This is a genomic window from Amycolatopsis sp. NPDC101161, assembly GCF_044768185.1.
Lineage (GTDB): Bacteria > Actinomycetota > Actinomycetes > Mycobacteriales > Pseudonocardiaceae > Amycolatopsis.
The window spans coordinates 97516-114590 of the sequence record NZ_JBIWPI010000005.1 but is presented as its reverse complement, the minus strand read 5'-3'; the positions used below and the strand labels follow the sequence as shown (position 1 = coordinate 114590).

At 70.0% G+C, this 17075-nt stretch carries 14 protein-coding genes; 10 read left to right on the top strand and 4 right to left on the bottom strand.

What is annotated here, in order from left to right:
• Nucleotides 1-8 precede the first annotated feature (8 nt).
• Together ACIRSS_RS34145 and ACIRSS_RS34140 are read right to left on the bottom strand one after the other, a co-directional pair.
• A complete protein-coding gene (locus ACIRSS_RS34145) occupies nucleotides 9-899 on the bottom strand; it encodes a carbohydrate ABC transporter permease (protein WP_400902229.1) in 891 nt (296 codons plus the stop codon).
• Nucleotides 874-2862 (bottom strand): fibronectin type III domain-containing protein, encoded by a 1989-nt coding sequence (locus ACIRSS_RS34140; protein WP_400902228.1) that lies wholly within the window; start codon nucleotides 2860-2862, stop codon nucleotides 874-876. The genes ACIRSS_RS34145 and ACIRSS_RS34140 overlap by 26 nt, the downstream gene beginning before the upstream one ends.
• A gap of 187 nt (nucleotides 2863-3049) precedes the next feature.
• On the opposite strand from ACIRSS_RS34140, the gene ACIRSS_RS34135 reads away from it, so the two are divergent.
• Both ACIRSS_RS34135 and ACIRSS_RS34130 read left to right on the top strand, forming a co-directional pair.
• Nucleotides 3050-4204: an AAA family ATPase gene (locus tag ACIRSS_RS34135; RefSeq protein ID WP_400902225.1), complete on the top strand. Its 1155-nt coding sequence runs from the start codon at nucleotides 3050-3052 to the stop codon at nucleotides 4202-4204.
• A gap of 90 nt (nucleotides 4205-4294) precedes the next feature.
• The gene (locus ACIRSS_RS34130; RefSeq protein WP_400902223.1) at nucleotides 4295-4648 is read left to right on the top strand and encodes a hypothetical protein; all 354 of its coding nucleotides are present in this window, start codon (nucleotides 4295-4297) and stop codon (nucleotides 4646-4648) included.
• A 3-nt stretch (nucleotides 4649-4651) separates the two neighbouring features.
• On the opposite strand, the gene ACIRSS_RS34125 is transcribed toward ACIRSS_RS34130, so the two are convergent.
• On the bottom strand, nucleotides 4652-5653 hold the full coding sequence (locus tag ACIRSS_RS34125; RefSeq protein WP_400902220.1) for a LacI family DNA-binding transcriptional regulator: 1002 nt from the start codon (nucleotides 5651-5653) through the stop codon (nucleotides 4652-4654).
• A gap of 154 nt (nucleotides 5654-5807) precedes the next feature.
• Between ACIRSS_RS34125 and ACIRSS_RS34120 the strand changes: the two genes are divergently transcribed.
• The 8 genes from ACIRSS_RS34120 (at nucleotide 5808) to ACIRSS_RS34085 (ending at nucleotide 16455) form a co-directional block, all read left to right on the top strand.
• Entirely contained in the window at nucleotides 5808-6884 is a 1077-nt protein-coding gene (locus ACIRSS_RS34120; protein ID WP_400902217.1) for an ABC transporter substrate-binding protein, read from the top strand.
• Nucleotides 6884-8440: a sugar ABC transporter ATP-binding protein gene (locus ACIRSS_RS34115; RefSeq protein WP_400902214.1), complete on the top strand. Its 1557-nt coding sequence runs from the start codon at nucleotides 6884-6886 to the stop codon at nucleotides 8438-8440. The genes ACIRSS_RS34120 and ACIRSS_RS34115 overlap by 1 nt, the downstream gene beginning before the upstream one ends.
• Nucleotides 8433-9395 (top strand): ABC transporter permease, encoded by a 963-nt coding sequence (locus tag ACIRSS_RS34110; RefSeq protein WP_400902212.1) that lies wholly within the window; start codon nucleotides 8433-8435, stop codon nucleotides 9393-9395. Before ACIRSS_RS34115 ends, ACIRSS_RS34110 begins: the two co-directional genes overlap by 8 nt.
• The gene (locus ACIRSS_RS34105) at nucleotides 9392-10366 is read left to right on the top strand and encodes an ABC transporter permease (RefSeq protein WP_400902210.1); all 975 of its coding nucleotides are present in this window, start codon (nucleotides 9392-9394) and stop codon (nucleotides 10364-10366) included. The genes ACIRSS_RS34110 and ACIRSS_RS34105 overlap by 4 nt, the downstream gene beginning before the upstream one ends.
• 28 nt (nucleotides 10367-10394) lie before the next feature.
• Nucleotides 10395-12890: a LamG-like jellyroll fold domain-containing protein gene (locus ACIRSS_RS34100; RefSeq protein ID WP_400902207.1), complete on the top strand. Its 2496-nt coding sequence runs from the start codon at nucleotides 10395-10397 to the stop codon at nucleotides 12888-12890.
• 130 nt (nucleotides 12891-13020) lie between these two features.
• On the top strand, nucleotides 13021-15360 hold the full coding sequence (locus ACIRSS_RS34095; RefSeq protein WP_400902204.1) for a DNRLRE domain-containing protein: 2340 nt from the start codon (nucleotides 13021-13023) through the stop codon (nucleotides 15358-15360).
• A 34-nt stretch (nucleotides 15361-15394) separates the two neighbouring features.
• Complete coding sequence (locus ACIRSS_RS34090) at nucleotides 15395-15793, top strand: carboxymuconolactone decarboxylase family protein (protein WP_400902202.1); 399 nt, start codon at nucleotides 15395-15397, stop codon at nucleotides 15791-15793.
• Nucleotides 15790-16455: an epimerase gene (locus tag ACIRSS_RS34085; RefSeq protein ID WP_400902199.1), complete on the top strand. Its 666-nt coding sequence runs from the start codon at nucleotides 15790-15792 to the stop codon at nucleotides 16453-16455. Before ACIRSS_RS34090 ends, ACIRSS_RS34085 begins: the two co-directional genes overlap by 4 nt.
• Here the strand turns inward: ACIRSS_RS34085 and ACIRSS_RS34080 are convergent.
• Nucleotides 16415-17062: a TetR/AcrR family transcriptional regulator gene (locus ACIRSS_RS34080; protein ID WP_400902196.1), complete on the bottom strand. Its 648-nt coding sequence runs from the start codon at nucleotides 17060-17062 to the stop codon at nucleotides 16415-16417. The two genes, ACIRSS_RS34085 and ACIRSS_RS34080, sit on opposite strands and share 41 nt — an antisense overlap.
• Between the last annotated feature and the right edge of the window lie 13 nt (nucleotides 17063-17075).

The following is a 17075-nucleotide window of genomic DNA, read 5'->3' as shown; positions in this document are numbered from 1 at the left end:
GGTCCCTCCTAGTTGGTGTCGGACTCGCCCGCGCGAGCCAGCTTCAGCTGGGCGAAGGTGACGGCGGCCAGCAGCACGAACAGGGCCAGCGACATGGTCGCGGCGTAGCCGAAGTCGAACTGGCCGAACGCCTTGTCGTAGATGTACATCTGCAGCACCTTCGACGCGTCCGCCGGACCGCCCTTGGTGGTCACCTGCACGATGTCGAAGATCTGGAACGAGCTGATCACCGTCAGCACCACGACCATCACCAGGATCGGCCGCAGCAGCGGCACGGTGAGCCGGCGGAACATCTGCAGCTCGCTCGCGCCGTCGATCCGGCCCGCTTCGTACACCGTGGCCGGGATGGTCTGCAGGCCGGCGAAGATCAGCACCGCGTTGTAGCCCATGGACTTCCAGATGTTCAGCCCCGCGAGCGTCGGCACCGCCCAGGCCCCCGAGCCGAAGAACAGCACCGGCTCGCCGGTGAGCTTCGTGAGCAGGAGGTTGACGATGCCGAGCTGCGGGTCGAGCATCCACGACCAGACGAGCGCGGTGACCACGCCGGAGATGAGGAACGGCAGGATCATCAGTCCGCGGATCGTGGCCGACACGGCGAGCCGGTGCAGGATCACCGCCGTCACCAGCGAAACCAGCACGCCGAGGACGACCGACAGCGCGACGAAGTAGACCGTGACGAGCAAGGAGTGCCAGAACTCGCCGTCGCCGGCCAGTTCGTGGAAGTTGCCCAGGCCGATCCAGCGCGGGTCGGTGAGGACGTGGAACTCGGTGAAGCTGAGGTAGAGCCCGCGCACGGTCGGGTAGGCGAAGAACACCGCGAACCCGGCGAGCGCGGGAGCGATCAGCAGCCACGCGACCGGCGCGTCCCGGCCCCTAGACGGTGATCTTGTCGACGTCATAGACGTACCCGGCCTGGTTGCCGATCTGGATGGTGTTGGCCCCGGCCTGCAGGTACACGGGAACGGTCACGGTCTGCGGCGTGTTCCAGTCGTTGTCGTTGCTCCCGGCGACCGGCAGCGGGAACGACGTCCCGTTCACCGTGACGATGCCGGTCCGGCTGGAGTCGCCGTCCACATAGGACAACTGCAGCAGGTACGTGCCGGCCTTCGGCGCGGTCACCGTCGGCAGGACGACATAGCCGCTGCCGCCGAGGTAGCCGACCTTCTTGCCGTTGCTGCACGCGCAGTCGTAGACGGTCGCGCCGCCCTGCGGGCTGCCGTTCTCGGCTTCGTAGGTCTTCGGGCCGTCGGCCGCCGGCGTCGTCAGGGTGTACTTCGTGCTCGGCGCGGACGGTTTGCCGCGCTGCTGGTTGGCGACCACCGTGAAGTCGTACGCGGTCGACGGCTTGAGGCCGGTGACCGTGGCGCTCGGGCCGTTCATGGTGGCGACCTTCTTGGTCCCGGCGAAGACGTCGTAGCTCTGCGCGCCCTTCGAGGCGTCCCAGGCCAGGGAGACGCTGGTGCCGGTGGCCGCGGTGCCGTGCACGACGGCCGGGGCCGCCAGGGCGTTGCGGTCGCGCGGGGTGACCTTGAACAGGCGGGAGCCGTGCACCGGGAGGTCCCCGGCCGCCTGGCCGACGGTCTTGTGCGCCCAGAGGTCGCGGATTTCGACCGGGCCGGTGATGCCGAGCTGCGCGAGGTCCGCCGTGACGCGCGCCGGCGTCGCGGCGAGGTTGAACAGCGCCACGGTGTAGCTGCCGTCGGCGTTGCGGTTGTACCAGACCTGCTGGTCGGTCGTCTGGCTCACCGGCTTGGCCGGGATCCCGGCCTGGTCGAGGGCGATGACCTCGTCGTTGGTGAGCAGCTGGACGCCGTAGTCGTCGAGCTGGGTCAGGTCGTCACCGAGGTAGAGCGGCGCGGCTTCGATCGCCCACAGCGTCAGGTAGCTCTGTCGCTCGGCTTCGGTGAGACCGTCCATCTTGCCGCTGCCGACGTCGACGGAGTCGAGGTTGTTCCAGTGCCCGGGGCCGGCGTCGGGGATCCACTGCACGACGTCGTTCCAGCGCTGCTTGACCGAGTTGTTCCAGGTCACGAGGGTGTCGCAGTAGCACTCGACGTCGGTGTCGACGCGCCAGCCGTTCGTGTTCGCCTTCCAGACGTCGGCCTGGCGGTGGCTGAGCGCCCAGGAGACGACGAACTCCATCGGGCGGCCGGTCTTGGCGATGGCCTGGTGCCACGCTTCGACGTCGGCGGTGTTGGTGTAGTTGTCGCCGCCCTTGAAGGAGCCGGGGCCGACGCCGTCGAGCTTGAGGAAGTCGACGCCCCAGCCGGCCAGCAGTGCCGCCACGGAGTCCACATAGGACTGGGCGCACGGGTTGCTGAAGTCGATCTTGTAGGCGGAGTCCCAGCCGTTGGTCTTGCGCAGGTCGGGGTAGACCAGGTCCCGGGTGTGGCAGTTCGCGGTCCCCGCGATGGGGGAGTTGCCGTCGTTGTAGGCCTTGAGGTCGAGGCCGACGGCCAGGTACGAGCCGAGCTTCAGGCCCTTGCGGTGGACGTAGTCGGCGACGTACTTCATGCCGTCCGGGAACGTCGTGGGGTTGACGACCGGGCGGGCGTTCGCGTCGAAGGAGTTCGACCAGCCGGCGTCGATGTTGACGTAGGTGTAGCCGTGCTGCTTGAACTTCGCGGCGAGGACGTCGGCCTGCTGGAGGACGTGCTGCTCGGTGAGCCAGCTGGCCGGTCCGGTCGGGTTGACGCCCGGGTAGTTCGTCGACTCCAGGCTCCAGCTGCTCCAGCCCAGGTAGGGCTTCTGGGCTACCGGGGCCTGGACTTCCCCGGCCTGCGCCGTGGGGGCCGTGAGCAGGCCGGCGATCACCGTCAGTCCGGCGAGGGCACCGAGGGCCCGTCTGCCGAGTGCTGCCATGACCACTCCTTTGAGGTCGGTGGGGACGTCAGACATCGGAGGACCATGGCAGTTATCTCGTGAACCATGGATCCTATAGGATCGACGACGGCTGATTCTTGCTGTTCGGGATCGCGGATGTCAACGGCTTCGGTGGACAGAGATCGGACGAATCCGGATTGTCGGGGGTGGCGGCTAGGTTCGGGGCATGCTGACCACGCTGGCCGTCGAGAACTACCGCTCGCTGCGCGACCTGGTGCTGCCGCTGTCGGCGTTGACGGTGGTGACGGGCCCGAACGGCAGCGGCAAGTCGAGCCTGTACCGCGCGCTGCGGCTGCTGGCGGACGCGTCCCGCAACGGCGCGGTGGCGGCGCTGGCCCGCGAGGGCGGCCTGCCGTCGACGCTGTGGGCAGGGCCGGAGAACGGCGTGCGCCCGGGGACGCGGGTCCAGGGCACGGTACGCACGAAGGCGGTCGGCCTCCGGCTGGGGTTCGCGGGCGACGAGTTCGGCTACGCGCTCGACCTGGGGCTACCGGTGCCCCAGAAGAAGACGATGTTCAACCTGGACCCGGAGTTCAAGCGGGAGGCGGTGTGGTCGGGGCCGGTCCTGCGGCCGGCGGCGCTGCTGGCGGACCGGGCGGGCCCGGCGGTGCGCACCCGGGTCGCCTCCGGCGCGTGGGACGCGGAGCACTACAAGATCCGGCTGTCCGACAGCATGTTGAGCGAGTTCGCGGACCCGAGGGCGTGCCCGGAGCTGCTGGTGGTCCGCGAGCGCATCAGGTCGTGGCGCTTCTACGACCACTTCCGCACGGACGCGGCGGCCCCGGCCCGCCAGTCCCGCCCGGGAACGCGAACGTTCGTGCTGTCCCACGACGGCGCGGACCTGGCCTCGGCCCTGCAGACGATCATCGAGATAGGCCGCGCCGCGGAGCTGGCCGAGGTCGTGGACGCGGCATTCCCGGGCTCGCGGGTATCGGTGGAGTCGCGCGACGAGGTGTTGTCGATCCGCTTCCACCAGCACGGGCTGCTACGGCCGTTGTCGGCGGCGGAGCTGTCGGACGGGACGCTGCGGTTCTTGCTGTGGGTGGCGGCGTTGCTGACGCCCCGGCCGCCGGAGCTGCTGGTGCTGAACGAGCCGGAGACATCACTGCACCCGGAGTTGCTGCCGGCATTGGCAGCGCTGATCGCCACGGCGGCAAAGGAGACGCAACTGGTGGTGGTATCGCACGCGGGATCGTTGATCCGAGCGTTGTCGGAGGTGGCGGAGGTGGGGGCGTTGGAGCTGGAGAAGGAGGACGGGGAGACAAAGCTGGTGGGGCAAGGGAGGTTGGACCGGCCAAGCTGGCACTGGCCGAAGCGCTGACCGGATCGCCCCGGGTCCAACGGCCCTGGTGGTCTCGCCGTCCCCGGCGGACCGTGGGTGGATCGTCCGCCGCACCCGAAAGTTCCGATCATGCGTCGCTTCACCCTCGCCGGAGTGCTGGCCGCCGCTGTGCTGGCCGGCGGCTGCACGGCCGCGCCCACCGCGCAGACCCCGCCGCCGGTTCCCACCACCGTCACCGCCGAGCCGGTCACGACCACGGTCACCGAGACGACCACGGTGACGAACGTGGTCACGACGACCACCACCGCGGCGCGCAAGGCCGCGACCACCCGGCCCAAGGCCGAGGACTGCCGGACCGGGGGCTGCCTCAACGCCGCGCGCGGCCTGAGCCAGGAAGACGTCGAGCGCGAACGGAACGCCTGGCTCGCCACCCACCCCGGCTGGTGCGCCGTCGGCACGACGGGTGCGGTCGCGCCCTGCTGAGGTTCACCGGGCCCGAGTGCTCTCCCGGATCTCCAACGCGAACGGCGTCTGGATGTCCTGCGGCGGCAACCCCTTGTCCCCCGTAACGCGCCGGTGCACCAAATCGATCGCCGCCTCGGCCAACGCCGTCTTGTCCGGGGCGATCGTCGTCAACGACGGCAGCGAGAACGCGCTCTCCTCGTTGTTGTCGAACCCCACGATCGCCACGTCCTCGGGCACCCGCAGCCCCAGCTCCGCGACCGCCCGCAACGCGCCGATCGCCAGCAGGTCGTTGAAGCAGAACACCGCGTCCGGCGGCGCGTCCGAAGCCAGCAGGGACTTCATCGCCGCCGCGCCCACCGACCGGTGCCACTTCTCCGCCTGCGCCACCAAAGCGTCCGAATAGGACAGACCTGCCGCGGCCAAGCCCGCCCGGTACCCCGCCAGACGCTGCGAAGAAGTCCCACGAGAAGGATTCCGCCCGATCGCCGCGATCCGGGTCCGCCCGAGAGAAGCCAAGTGCGACACCGCCGTCTGCGCCGCCAAGACGTTGTCGATCGCCACGTGATCGATCGGCACGTCGACCGCGTGCTCGCCCAGCATCACCAGCGGGATCTCCCCCGGCGAGGGGAAATCCGCCGCCTCCAAGGCTTCCGGGTGCACCAGCGCGCCGTCGACCAGGTGCGGGCCCAGCGAGAACAGCGTCTCGCGCTCCCTTGAACGCGTCCCCTGCGTCTGCTCGATCAGGACGCTCCAGCCGCGCTTCTGCGCCGCCGTGATGACCAGACCGGCCAGCTCGCCGAAGTACGGGATCGACAGCTCCGGCACCATCAGCGCCAGGAAGCCCGTGCGCCCGCGGCGCAGGTTCCGCGCGCCGACGTTGGGCCGGTAGCCCGTCGCCGCCAGGGCCTCCTCGACCCGCCGTCGGTTCTCCGGCTTGACGAAGGCATAGCCGTTCACCACGTTCGACACCGTCTTCACCGACACTCCGGCGAGCGTGGCGACGTCCTTGAGCGTCACGGTCACGGGCGGCTCCTTCGGGATAGTGAGCCCGAAGCATAGCGAGAATTTGCCGGTTTACAACGTTGTTCCAACGATGTAAAAAGTACCTCAAGGCTCCCGCGGTGACTCCGATCACCCCGGTGAGCGGGCCACCACCGTCGCTGCCCGAGGAGTCACCGTGCCTCTGTCCACCCGTCCCCGCCTGGTCCTGGTCACCGCGGCCGCCGCCGCGCTCACCCTCACCTCCTGCACCAGCAGGGAAGAGACCCCGGCCGCCCCCTCCAACGGGAGCGGCCCCGCCGCGTCCGCCCAGTCCGTCGCGCCCAGCGCCGACGGCTGCACCCTCGACAAGACCGGTTACCCCAAGGTCGACCTCAAGACGGCGGTGGTCGGTTTCTCACAGTCCGAAAAGGAAGCCAACCCCTTCCGGATCGCCGAGACGCAGTCCATCAAGGACGAAGCCGCGAAGCTCGGCATCGCGAGCGACAAGCTGCTCGTCACCAACGCCCAGAGCGACCTGAACAAGCAGATCAGCGACATCAAGTCGATGCTCGACCGGGGCGCCCAGCTGCTGGTCGTCGCGCCGCTGAACTCCGACGGCCTCCAGCCCGCGCTCGACGCGGCGAAGGCCAAAAAGGTCCCGGTCGTCACCATCGACCGCAAGGTGACGTCGCAGCCGTGCACCGACTACCTGACCTTCATCGGCTCGAACTTCGTCGAGCAGGGCAAGCGCGCCGCGCAGGAGATGGCGCGGGTCACCGGCGGCACCGGCAAGGTGGCGATCCTGCTCGGCTCGTCCGGCAACAACGTGACCACCGACCGCACCAAGGGCTTCAAGGACGAGCTGGCCAAGACGTCCGGGCTGTCCGTGGTCGCCGAGCAGACGGGTGAATTCGACCGCTCCAAGGGCCAGGCCGTGATGGAGCAGCTCATCCAGAGCCACCCGGACATTACCGCCGTCTACGCCGAAAACGACGAAATGGGTGTCGGCGCGGTCAACGCGCTGAAGACCGCGGGCAAGGCGCCGGGCAAGGACGTCAAGGTCGTCTCCATCGACGGCACCCGCAACGCGGTGCAGCTCATCGCCGACGGCAGCTACAACGCCGTGATCGAGTCCAACCCGCGCTTCGGCCCGCTGGCCTTCCAGACGCTGCAGAAGTTCGAGAGCGGCGAGGCCATCCCGGCGAGCATCGTGATCACCGACGACCAGTACGACGAGACCAACGCGACCCAGAAGGTCGGGAACGCGTACTGATGACGGCAGCCACCGAAGAGGACGTCGCCATGACGACCGCACCGGTGCTCGAGGTGGCCGGGGTGACCAAGCGGTTCCCCGGCACCCTCGCGCTCGACGACGTCAGCTTCGCGCTGCGACCGGGCGAGGTGCACGCGCTGGTCGGCGAGAACGGCGCGGGCAAGTCCACGCTGATCAAGGTGCTCACCGGCGTCTACCAGCCGGACGAGGGCGAGGTGCGCCACCTCGGCGAGCCGGTGACCTTCAAGCAGCCGATCGACGCGCAGCGGGCCGGGATCTCCACGATCTACCAGGAGGTCAACCTCGTCCCGCTGATGAGCATCGCCGGCAACGTCTTCCTCGGCCGCGAGCCGCGCACGAAGGCGGGGCTCGTCGACTGGTCCAGGATGTACGCCGACGCCCGCGAGCTGCTCAAGGGCTACGGCATCACCGACGACGTCAAGCGCCCGCTGCACACGTTGGCGGTGGGGGCGCAGCAGATGGTCGCCCTCGCCCGCGCGGTCTCGACCGACGCCAAGGTCGTCATCATGGACGAACCGACGTCGTCGCTCGAGCCGCGCGAGGTCGAGACGCTCTTCGAGGTGCTGAACCGCTTGCACGCCGAAGGCATCGCGATCGTCTACGTCAGCCACCGGATGGACGAGCTGTACCGGGTCTGCGACAGCGTCACCGTGCTGCGCGACGGCCGGGTCGTCCACAGTGGACCATTGAAGGACCTGCCGCGCATCGAGCTCGTGTCCAAGATGCTGGGCAGGGAGATCAAGCAGATCCGCGAAGAAGGCGTCACGGCGTTCGGCGAGGAGCACGAGGTCGAGCGCGAACCGCTGCTCAAGGCGGAGAACCTGTCCGGCATGCGGAGGCTGCACGACGTCTCGGTGAGCATCCGGCCCGGCGAGGTCGTCGGCCTCGCCGGCCTGCTCGGCTCCGGCCGCAGCGAGACGGCGCGGGCGATCGTCGGGGCGTTCCCGCTCGACGGCGGAACCGTGCTGCTGGCCGGGAAACCGCTCAAGAAGGGCAAGATCAAGGCCGCCATGCGGGCCGGGATCGCGCTGCTGGCCGAAGACCGCAAGACCGACGGGATCATCCCGAACCTGTCGGTCCGCGAGAACATCGTGCTGGCCGCGCTGCCGACGCTCTCGCCGTTCGGCCTGGTCAGCAAGGCCAAGCAGGACAAGATCGTGAAGATCTTCATGGAGCGCCTGCGGATCAAGGCGGCCAGTCCCGAACAGAAGGTGTCGGAGCTGTCCGGCGGCAACCAGCAGAAAGTACTGCTCGCCCGCTGGCTCGCCACCGGCCCGAAGATCCTGCTCCTCGACGAACCCACGCGCGGCATCGACGTCGGCGCGAAGGCCGAGGTGCAGTCGCTGATCGACGAACTCGCGCAGGAAGGGCTCGGCGTGCTGCTCATCTCGTCCGAACTCGAAGAGCTGATCGACGGCTCCGACCGCGTGGTCGTGCTGCGCGACGGCTCGGTCGTCGGTGAGCTGACCGGCGACCGGATCACCGAGGAGAACGTCCTGACCGCGATCGCAGCCGAGGGTGACAACGATGTCTAGCGCCACCCTGGCAAAAAGCCCCGACCGCGCGAAAGTCACCGCGTGGCTGCAGAACTACGGCGTCTACCTGGCCGTCGTGGTGCTGCTGCTGTTCAACATCGCGTTCACCGAGAACTTCCTGTCCGCGGCCAACTTCCGCACCCAGCTGGTGCAGGCGGCGCCGGTCTGCATAGTCGCGCTCGGCATGGCGCTGGTGATCGGCACCGAGGGCATCGACCTGTCGGTCGGCTCGGTGATGGCGATCGCCGCCGCGCTCATCCCGCTCTACCTGGGCGCGGGCCCGCTGATGGCGATCATCGTCGCCGTCATCGCCGGCGTGGTTTCCGGCCTGTTCAGCGGCTACCTGGTGGCTTACCTGGGCATCCAGCCCATCATCGCGACGCTCGCCCTGCTGGTCGGCGGGCGGGGACTCGCGCTGGTCATCGCCCACGGCCAGCTCGTCCAGCTGCGCAACCAGGACTTCCTGGCGCTGGGCACCGGGGACCTGCTCGGCGTCCCGATCATGGTGATCGTCGCGGGCGTGCTGGCGGTGCTGACCGGGCTGGTCGTCCAGCGCACGACGTTCGGCCGGCACCTGGTCGCGGTCGGCGGCAACCGCGCCGCGAGCACCCTGGCCGGCCTGCCGGTGAAGCGCGTGCTCATCAGCGTCTACGTCATCTCCGGGGCGCTGGCCGCGATCGCCGGCGTGCTGGCGACTTCGCGGCTGGCCGCCAGCGACCCGAGCGACGTCGGCCTGCTCATGGAGCTGTCGGCGATCACCGCGGTCGTCGTCGGCGGCACGCCGCTGACCGGCGGCCGGGTCCGCGTGCTCGGCACCGTGTTCGGCGCGCTGCTGATGCAGCTCGTCCAGGCGACCCTGATCAAGCACAACCTGCCGGACTCCACCGCACAGATGGTCCAGGCGGCCATCATCGTCGTCGCGGTCTACGTCGCGCGCGAGCGGAGCAGCCGATGACCGCCACCCAGACCACCGCTCGCAACGCCGCGTTCGCCGGCGTGCTGCAGCGCCAGGGCGCGGCCGTGGTGCTCGTGCTCGGCATCTTCGCTTCGTGGTTCGCCTTCCCGCACTTCGGCACGGCGGACAACCTGCGCAGCCTCGTACTGCAGGGGTCGTTCCTCGCGGTGATCGCGCTGGGCATGACGTTCGTGATCATCTCCGGCGGCATCGACCTGTCGGTCGGCTCGAACTACGCGCTCGGCGGCGTCCTCGCCGCGTACGGCGCGCAGTACGGCCTGGTCGTCGCGATCCTGTTGCCGCTGGCGGTGTGTTCGCTGATCGGGTTGATCAACGGCCTGCTCATCGCGCGCACCGGGATGGCGCCGTTCATCGTGACGCTGGCGTCCCTGCTGTTCGCCCGCGGGCTCCTGCTCGCGCTGACCTCCGAAGGCGCGACGACGTACAAGGTGGAGCCGGGCTCGGCGTTCCTCTGGCTCGGCCAGGGCACGATCTTCGGCATCGGCGTCCCGGTCTACCTGACGCTGATCCTCTTCGCGCTCGGCGGGCTTCTCTTGCGCCGCACGCGGTTCGGCCAGTCGGTGTTCGCCATCGGCGGCGCCGAGCAGTCGGCGCTGCTGATGGGCCTGCCGGTGGCCCGCACCAAGATCAGCCTCTACACGCTCAGCGGCGCGCTCGCCGGGTTCGCCGGCGTCCTGACCGCCGCGTACCTGCAGTCCGGCGTCACGGTGATCGGCGTCGGCACCGAACTGGACGCGATCTCGGTCGTCGTCATCGGCGGCACGCTCCTCACCGGCGGCGCCGGGACGATCATCGGCACGCTCGTCGGCGTGCTGCTGCGCACGCTGATCCAGAACGTCATCAACCAGATCGGCACCCTCGACTCCAACTACCAGACGGTGGTGAGCGGGGCCTTCCTGCTCGTCGTCGTGGTGATCCAGCGCCTGCTCGCGCGCTCCCGAACCCGCTGACCCCTGTCCCCTACCAGGAGGTTCAACGATGTTCCGCCCTGCCCGAAAATCCCGGAGATGGCTGACCGCGGCCGCCGCGTTCGCGGTCGCGGTGGCCGGCCTCGGCACCGCGCCGGCGGCGAGCGCCGCCGACGCCCCGCAGTGGCAGCGGCTCACCCCGCCGCTGTCCACGCCCTGGACCAAGGACGTCTCCCCCACCAACGCCGTGCCCGACTACCCTCGCCCCCAGCTGACCCGCGACAAGTGGCAGAACCTCAACGGTGTCTGGGAGTTCGCCAAGGCGACCCCGGGTGAGGCCGCGCCGATCGGCAAGACGCTCGGCGAGCGGATCCTCGTGCCGTACCCGGTCGAGTCCGCGCTGTCCGGGATCATGCGCCACGAGACGAACATGTGGTACCGCCGCGCGTTCGAGGTCCCGAAGACCTGGCAGATCGGCAAGGGACAGCGGCTGCAGCTGCACTTCCAGGCCGTCGACTACGACGCGACGATCATCGTCAACGGCAAGACGGTCGCCCGCCACACCGGCGGCTACGACGCCTTCTCCGTCGACGTCACCGACGCGCTGACCACGGCCAAGACCCAGGAGCTCGTCGTCGGCGTCGCCGACCCGAACGACCAGGGCGGGCAGCCGATCGGCAAGCAGCGCCAGCCCGGCGACGGCATCTTCTACACGCCGACCTCCGGCATCTGGCAGACCGTGTGGATGGAGCCGGTGGCGTCCGCGCACATCGACCGGCTCGACCTCACCCCGGACGTCGCGACCGGGTCCGTCACGGTGAACGCCGCGGTCGGCGGCCCGGTGAAGCAGCACGTCGAAGCCGTCGCCTACGACCACGGCCGCCCGGTCGGGCGCGTGTCCGGTGACGCGAACAAGCCGTTGAAGCTCAAGGTGGACCGGCCGCACCTGTGGTCGCCGGACGACCCGTTCCTCTACGACGTGCGCGTCAAGCTGTCCGGCGGGGACGAAGTGGGTTCGTACTTCGGCCTCCGGTCGATCAGCGTCGGCCAGACCGCCGACGGCAAGCAGCGGATGCTGCTCAACGGCAAGTTCGTCATGCAGGTCGGCCCGCTCGACCAGGGTTTCTGGCCGGACGGCATCTACACCGCGCCGACCGACGCGGCCCTGAAGTTCGACCTGGAGCAGGAGAAGGCGCTCGGCTTCAACATGGTGCGCAAGCACATCAAGGTCGAGCCGGACCGCTGGTACTACTACGCCGACAAGCTGGGCCTCATGGTCTGGCAGGACATGCCGGCGATGAAGGACGACGTCGAGCCGTCGGCCGCCTCCCGCGTCAACTACGAGTCCGAGATGCGGCGGATGATCGACCAGCACCGCAGCTTCCCGTCGATCGTCGCCTGGGTGCCGTTCAACGAGGGCTGGGGCGACTACGAAGTCGGCCGGATCGCCGACGAGGTCAAGACGTGGGACCCGTCGCGGCTGGTGAACGCGGAGTCCGGCGTCAACTGCTGCCGGTCCGAACCGGACAGCGGCAAGGGTGACATCTACGACGACCACACCTACACCGGTCCCGGGACGCCGATGCAGACCGGGACGCGCGCGGCGGTCGACGGCGAGTACGGCGGCCTCGGCCTCAAGGTCGACGGTCACCAGTTCGACCCGGCGGGCAGCTTCGCCTACGAGATGGAGCCCGACAGCGCGACGCTGACCCGGCGCTACGGCGAGCTCCAGCAGCGCCTGCTGCTGGTCGCCCAGCGGTGTGGCGTCTCGGCCGGCGTCTACACGCAGACCACCGACGTCGAGAAGGAGGTCAACGGCTTCTTCACCTACGACCGGCAGGTGAAGAAGATGGACTTCGCGGCGGTCCGCGCGGCGAACCTCGCGGTCATCAAGGGCGCGACGGGCGCTCCCGTGTCCGGGCCGTCGGTTCCGCAGGGCACGCCGGGCATCGACGGCATCGCGGCCTACGGGTTCGACGAGAACACCGGCACGACGGCCGCGGACTCCGTCGGCCACCACGACGCCACGCTCATCGGCGGCGCGTCCTGGACCGCGGGCAAGAGCGGCTCGGCGCTGGCGGTGAACGGGTCGGGCCAGTACGCCGACACGGGTGCCGCGCTGGTGAACACCGAAGGCAGCTACAGCGCGGCGGCGTGGGTGAAGTTCACCGCCGTGGGTGACGGCTTCCAGACGATCGTGAGCCAGGACGGCGACAGCAACAGCGCGTTCTTCCTGCAGTACTCGGGCCAGGACCACCGGCTGGCGATGAGCTTCGTCGGCACGCGGGCCCTGGCGCCCACGGCCCCGGAGGCGAACCGCTGGTACCACGTGGTCGGCGTCCGCGACGCGGCCGCGGGCACGCTGAAGCTGTACGTCGACGGCCAGCTGGCGGCCACGAAGAGCGTCTGCCTCGGCGACGCGTCGACGGGCCACACGGTGATCGGCCGCGGCAAGTACGGCGGCAACCCGGTCGACTACCTCAACGGAGCGGTCGACCAGGTCCACGTCTACGACCGGGCGCTCTCCGACGCCGACGTGAGCGCGTTGTACAGCAGCGGTAAGTAACCGTTTGTCCGGAATGGCCGCATCGGGAGTTCTCCGGTGCGGCCATTTCGCGTTCCGGGACGGAAACCGCGTAACGACACCAAAAGGATCATCGATACGGGACTGAACCGAACTTCTTGGGGGAGGCCCGATGGGCTCGAAGGTCCGGGCGGCGGCCGTTTGCGCCGCCGTCTCCGCGTTGGTCGCCACCGGCACGGCCGTGCTGACCGCGGCACCCGCCGCCGCGTCGACGATCACCGAGATCACCGCCGGCTCGTGGGCGTACGTCGACTCGGCCGCGCCGCGCACCAGCTTCGCCAACCCGGCGGGTGACGTCCCGGTCGGCGCGCACACCTACGCGAACGGCGTCAGCCACGTCTCGAAGTCCTACGTGACCTTCGACCTCGCGGCCCTACGTGGGAACCGCCTCGAACGCGCGGGGATCTCCGTCGACGAGACCGCCGTCGCCGACTGCTCGTCGCCCCGGGCCACCGAGCTGTGGCTGACCGCCCCGGCCAAGAAACCGACCTGGAACACCCAGCCGGCCGAGCTGGTCCAGGCGGGCGGGCCGATCATCGACACGTCCTGCCCGGCCCGCGGGGTGTTCTGGAACGCCACCACGGCGCTCCAGAACGCGCTCGACGCCGGCCGCACGACCGCGACCTTCGCCCTGCGGCTGCCGGACGAGCAGCAGAACGACCCGAAGTTCGGCCGCACCTACAACCCGCACGCCACGCTCAGCATCAGCTACAACCGGGCGCCTTCGAAGCCGGCCCAGCTCACCGTCGGCACCCAGGCGTGCGCGGCCAAGCCGGTCGTCATCGGCCCCGGCTCGACCACCCTCGCCGCCAGCTTCACCGATCCGGACGGTGACTTCGGCCAGGCCGAGTGGGCGCTGTGGCCGGTCGACCACCCCGACCAGCGGACGACGTTCCACAACTCCTTCACCAACGGCGGCGGAGCCTCGGTGATCCTCCCGGGCCCGCTCGCCGACGCGACCACGTACGCGTGGCAGGTCCGCGCGAGCGACAGCACCGACACCGGGCCGTGGAGCGCGGTCTGCAAGCTGACCACCGACCTCGTCGCGCCGGACCGGCCGCCCGTAGTGACCTCGCCGGACTACTCGGACGTCGGCCTCGGCACCGGCGGGACCGGGGTGCCGGGCTCCTTCACCTTCACCGCCAACGGCGTGCCGGACGTCGTCGGCTACTACTACGGGCTCCGTGGCTTCCCGCAGACGTACGTCGCGGCCACGCGTAAGGGCGGCCCCGCCACGGTCTCCCTCACCCCGACGAGCGGCGGCCCGCAGATCCTGTCGGTCTGGAGCGTCGACCCGGCCGGTACGCAGTCCGGCCGCACCGACTACCGCTTCTGGGTCGCTGACAACGGCCCCTCGATGACCTGCGCCGCCCACGCCTACCTGGGCGAGACCCAGCAGTGCACCTTCGCCCCGCACGGCACCGACGGCGCGAGCGAGTACGTCTACGACATCGACGGCGGACAGTCGCTCACGGTGCCCGCGGGCCCGGACGGCAGGGCGACGATCAGCGTCACGCCGACCGACTTCTCCCAGTCGTACTTCCTGACCGTGCGGGCCCGGATGGCCAACGGCAACCTGTCCGGGCCGGGCGGCGGGCAGATCCCGGTCGACCGCGGCCTGCCCGTGGTCGACGTGCCCGCCGAGACGATGGTCGGCAAGCCGGTCGAGTTCACCTTCCACGCCACGCTGCCCGGCTCGGTGTCCTTCACCTACGCCTGGGACTTCGGCGAGCCGGTGACCGTCCCGGCCGGCCCGGACGGCACCGCGCGGGTGACGATCGTGCCGGACTCGGCGTACGGCCACTACCTGGACGTCAGCTCGACCACCGGCGCCGGGATCGTTTCGGCCACCCAGGAGGTCCAGGTCGAGATCGGCTCGAACGAGCCCGTGGTGACGAGCGCCCAGTACCCGCGGAACGGACCGAGCGGCTACGTCACGATGCCGGGCACGTTCACGTTCTCGCCGGCCCTGCCCGGCGTCGTCAGCTACACCTACACCTACCTCGGTGCCACGGTCACCGTGCCCGCCGGCGCGGACGGCACGGCGAGCGTCGTCCTGACCCCGCTGACGACGAACAGCCAGTACCTCCAGGTGACGAGCACGTTCGCCGACGGAACGGTGTCCGAGCCGGCGTACTACTCGTTCATCGCGCGCTCGGCGGCCCCGCCGCTCACGTGCGACGCGACCGGTCCGCTGCAGCCCGCCCAGGTGGTCCACTGCACGCTGACCCCGGTGCAGCCGGGTCTCGCGTCCTACGGCTACGTCGTCGGCGACGGCCCGGAGGCGACCGTGGCACCGGCCGCCGACGGCACCGGCGCCTTCGAGTTCACCGCGCCCGCCCAGGGGTTCCTCTCCCTGCACGCGTGGAGCGTCAACGCGGCCGGGCTGCGCACGGACTCCTCGTACACCAGCTACGGCGTGTCGGCGAGCGCGGCCACGCGAGCGGTTTGACCTGGAGCCCGCTCCAGCCGCTACCGTCGCTGTCATGACCGATGATCGTTTCGAACGCGGCAAGCGGGCTCTGGTCGACCTCAACGGGGAGGAGACCGCCCAGCGCGTGCTCGACAGCCTCGAAGACATCTCGCCGAAGCTCTCCGACAGTCTCGTGTCGTGGGGCTTCGGCGAGATCTACACGCGGCCGGCGCTCGTGCCGCGGGACCGGCAGCTCGTCACGCTCGGCATGCTCACCGCGCTCGGCGGGTGCGAGCCGCAGCTGGAGGTGCACGTGAACGCGTCCCTCAACGTCGGCCTGAAGCCCGAGGAAATCGTCGAAGCGCTGCTGCAGTCGGCCGCCTACTGCGGCTTTCCGCGGGCGTTGAACGCGACCGCCGTCGCGAAGAAGGTCTTCGCCGAACGCGGGCTGCTGCCGGTGGCGGACGCATGAGGGTCGTCCTCTTCGGCGCGACCGGCATGGTCGGCCAGGGCGCGCTGCGGGAGTGCCTGCTCGACGAGCGCGTCGAGGCGGTGCTGGCGGTCGGCCGGTCCCCGCTCGGCGAGACGCACCCGAAGCTGACCGAACGCGTCGAGGAGGATCTGTTCACCCTCGAGCCGATCACCGGCTACGACGTATGCCTCTTCTGCCTCGGCGTGTCCTCGGTCGGCATGGCGCCGGCGGAGTACGAGCGGATCACGTACCAGCTGACCCTTTCGGTGGCCGGGAAGCTGCCCGAGGACACCACGTTCGTGTACGTCTCGGGCCAGGGCACCGACAGCACCGAACGCGGCCGAGTGCGCTGGGCGCGCGTCAAGGGCGCCACCGAGAACGCGCTCGCGAAGCTGCCGCTGCGGACGTTCGCCGTGCGCCCCGGCTACATCCAGCCGCTGTCCGGGATCACGTCGAAAACCACGCTCTACCGCACGCTCTACCGCGTCGCGATGCCGTTGTACCCGCTACTGCGGCGGCTGTTCCCGGGCTTCGTGACGACCAACCGGGAGCTCGCCCTGGCGATGCTGGAAGTCGCCGAGAACGGCTACGAGAAGCCCGTGCTCGAGAACGCCGACATCGTCACCGCCGCCGCGCGACGAGCCCGGCCAGCAGGTTCGTGAGGTTCTCCGCCACCACCGCCTCGAACCCCGGCGCACCGCCGGCCTCGGCCGTCGCCAGCGCGACCGCCTCCGTCGGGTTCGCGTAGGGCCACGCCCCCGACACCACGACCACGACGGCCCGGGCGAACACCCGGGCCGCTTCCGCGGACAGCTCCGGGACGCCGGCGCGCACCAGCGACGCCAGCCGTTCGAGGTTCGCGGCCGCGCGGAGCTTGAAGCCGCGTGCGAACTCCAGGGAGATGTTGCGCTCCAGCACCGGGGCCATCGCGCTGATCAGCTCGCACAGCAGCCGCCGCTCGGCCAGCGTCGCCGCGATCGTCCCGGCGATCCGCTCTTCCCGTGCGGGCGGGCCCGGCAGCACCCCGAACGCCAGCTCGTCGAGCCACGCCGTCCACGCCGTGTCGAGGACCTCGAGGAAGACGGCTTCGCGGCTGTCGAAGTAGCGGAGCACATTGGACTTCGCGAGCCCGACGCGGCAGGCCAGCTCCCGCAGGCTGATGTCGGCCACCGGGCGCTCGGCCAGCAGCTCCCGCGCGGCGGCGAGGATCGCGGTGCGGCGCGCCTCGATCTGCTCCGGCCGCCGGGCGCGCTGGAATCCGGCGCTCATGGCGCCGACAGTA